At 53.0% G+C, this 3,273-nt stretch carries 3 protein-coding genes; all 3 read left to right on the plus strand.

All coding sequences use genetic code 11. The features are described 5' to 3' along the window. Window positions 1-557: hypothetical protein (locus Q1K24_RS09620; RefSeq protein WP_300369471.1), on the plus strand; the 557-nt coding region annotated here is incomplete at its 5' end. A gap of 17 nt (window positions 558-574) precedes the next feature. Continuing rightward, window positions 575-1,228, plus strand: coding sequence for a transglutaminase-like cysteine peptidase (locus Q1K24_RS09625; protein WP_300369474.1), 654 nt, complete (start codon window positions 575-577; stop codon window positions 1,226-1,228). Next, a complete protein-coding gene (locus Q1K24_RS09630) occupies window positions 1,225-3,114 on the plus strand; it encodes a LapD/MoxY N-terminal periplasmic domain-containing protein (protein ID WP_300369477.1) in 1,890 nt (629 codons plus the stop codon). Before Q1K24_RS09625 ends, Q1K24_RS09630 begins: the two co-directional genes overlap by 4 nt. Window positions 3,115-3,273 lie beyond the last annotated feature (159 nt).

A 3,273-nucleotide genomic window follows, 5' to 3' on the forward strand; every position in this document is an offset into this window, starting at 1 on the left:
ACAAATACGACAGCGGCACCTACGAGCTCTGGATGAGCATAGAAAATCCGAAGTTCGACTATATGGCGACGGCGGTCGACCCATACGGCAACAGTGGGTCCTCGGATACGTTGACCGTCACGCTGGAGACCACGCTTCCGGCGGTGAGCGAGTCGCCGACCGATTCGGACGATATACTCTATTTCGAGCCCGGCCATACCGTGGATGGACTCGCCGGAGACGATACGATGATCCTGCATCGGGACGAGTCGATCGATTTTTCGAATCTTCCGGGCGGTACGAAAGTGGAAAATATGGAAAAGATCGACCTGACGATCAACGGCGATCACGAGCTCAAAGACCTGACCCTCGAGGACGTGATCGAAATGACCGACGATCGCAACACCCTCGTTATCGAAGGGACCGATGGTGACAAAGTCGATGTGCCCGTCCCCTCCGGAAACTACAGCGTCACGCACTCCACCGACGGAGGGTACGACGTCTACACCTATTCCAGCAGCAGCGGCGATCCCACCGTCACACTCAAGATCGATCAGGATGCCCAGAACGGCAGCTGATTCCGTTGAAAAGAGCTATGACGGGATTGTACAGGGCGGCGGTGCTGCTCTGTACACTTTTTTTTCTTACGGCATCGGTTTCGCTCGATGCCTATATCGGTACCCGAAAACTGCTTCGTATACGCGCGAAATACGGCCCTTTCGTGGCGGCCCGGTTCAAATATCTCGACGAGCTCGTGGAGTCTCTTAAGGACGCGGATCCTGAACGCAAACTCGAAGAGGTCAACGACTTCTGGAACGGGGTGCGTTACGGAAGCGACCGGAAGGTATGGGGGAAAAAGGATTACTGGGCCACTCCCTTCGAATTTCTTCTAAAAGACCGCGGCGACTGTGAAGATTACGTCATCGCCAAATATTTCACCCTCAAAGATTTGGGCATGGATCCCAAAAAACTCTATTTCGTCTATGTCCGTGTCAAAGGGAAAAAGAGGCCCCACATGGTGCTTGCCTACTACGAAAAGCCCGATGCGGAGCCTCTGATTCTCGACAGTATCAACTACAGGATTTTCCCCGCTTCCAGACGCCGGGATATCGTGCCCGTCTACACCTTCAACGGCGAGTTGCTGGAGCGTTTTTCCACCCACAGCCGGGACGGACTCAAAGAGAAGAACAGAAAGGTCAGAAGAAAATGGGAAGATCTGGTGCAACGCATGAAAAGGAATGAGCCATGACGCTTTTTAGGCAGATTACAGCGGTTTTTACACTCTTTTTTCTCTCGATGCTCGCGGTCGTACTGCTGATCAGTTTCAGCGATTCAAGGGACTATATCGAGAACGAGCTCTATACGAAAGCCCAGAATACGGCTTCTACCCTCGCAGTGACGATGTCGCAGACAAAAGGGGATGTGACGAAAATGTCCATCATGGCCGATGCGGTCTTCGATACGGGCTACTACAGGAGCATCGTTTTCAAGGATATGCAGGGAAATATGGTGTTCGAAAAGAGCAGAGAGAGCGTTCGTGTGGTTCCTTCCTGGTTCGCGTCGATGGTCCGTCTCGAAGCGGAGAGTGCACGGGCACAGGTATCGGATGGCTGGAAACCGCTGGGTATCCTGACGGTGACTTCCGATCCTTCCGAGTCTCTGGCCTATCTTTACGGACTTTTCAAGAAGATCCTTCTGGTCTTTCTGTTCTCCGCCCTGGTGGCCATTCTGATCATAGCCGCGACGATGAAGAGAATCCTCAAACCGGTGGAAAATATGGAAAAGCAGGCAGAAGGCGTCCTGAAGAACCGTTTTGTTCTCAACAAAGATGTTCCCCGTACCACGGAACTGAAAAGAATGACGCTGGCCATGAACGCCCTGGTCGAACGGATGAGGCAGATGCACGAGAAGCTCGTGGCGCTGACGAAACGCAACAGAGAGCTGGAGTATGGCGATCCCGTGACGGGTCTCCACAACCGCCGCTATTTCACCGTACACTACGATGAATGCATCGCTGCGGACGACAACCGATCCAAGGGTATCGTCACGGTCTTCCATCTGACCAATACGATGAAGGCGAACAAGATCATCGGTTACGACCGTGTCAACGAACTTTTCAGGCAGATCGCGCAGCTTCTGGCGGAAAAATCTTCGGATTTCGAAGAGAGTGTCGTCTGCCGGATATCGGGTCTGGAGATCGCATGGCTCATGCCGGGGGTGGATGCGGAGAGAGCGCAGAGTATCGCCTCCGATCTGCTGGTATCGGCGAGGGAGAGGATAAACCGGTTCGAAGCGATAAGGGATGTCGTCTGTCTGGCGGTGGCGGTCGTTCCCTATTCGAAGGAGAGGAGACTCGATAAACTCTTCTCCACCATCGATCTGACGATCAACGCCGCGATCACGCTCAATTGCGACGGCATCAAAACGGCGACATTCGAGGATGCGCTTCCACTCAGAAAGGCACAGTGGCACGACATGATCGAAGGCGCCATTGCCGAAAATCGGCTCAAGCCGGTTCTGGCCAACATCTTTTCCGAAAACGGCAGAGATCTTTCGGCGGAACTCCTTTTCGACCTGGTCGTCGACGAAAAGGAGCAGATCCCCTACCGGGTCTACGCTCCGATGATGATCCGGCTCGATCTCTTTTCCGACTACGTGACATACGCTTTCGAGTATCTTCTGAAAGAGGATTCCATGGCGTGCAGACGCATCTCGATGGAAATGCCGGTGGAGTATCTCGATACCACGCACGAATTCGAAAAGCTGCTCGGTTATCTGAGGCGGCTGCGAAAGATGGGCCGCGAATTCGTCGTCGAAATAGGGCAGAGCAGTCTGATTCACAAAAACGTCTCCGCCATCGAAGCGATCGTCGATGAGCTCTCTCGGCACGACGTCTCCGTCGCGATCACCCGTTTCGACGCCAACGCCAGGATGCTGGAACTTCTTCACAGGGTCAGACCCGTCTACGTGAAGATGCATGCGGGCCGGTTCATCGATATGGGCGATACTCTCAGGGACTCTCTGACACTTCTGCTGCAGAGTATCGGAACGAAACTCCTCATCACAGGAGTCGAATCGAAGGAGGAGCTCGAAAAGATCGAAGAGCTGGGAGCGGATTATTTCATCATCATATAGCGGAAAACCTCTTTTAAATCTTTTCAGTGTATCATGGTATCGAGATTAAAACCTGATGGAGAGTCAATACGATGAAAAAAGTTCTGATCATAGACAACGGCAATGCCGCCCGCTCGATCATGGCGGAAGCGCTGATCAACCACTACCTCAAAAATGTCT

This window comes from Hydrogenimonas sp., assembly GCF_029932565.1.
Lineage (GTDB): Bacteria > Campylobacterota > Campylobacteria > Campylobacterales > Hydrogenimonadaceae > Hydrogenimonas.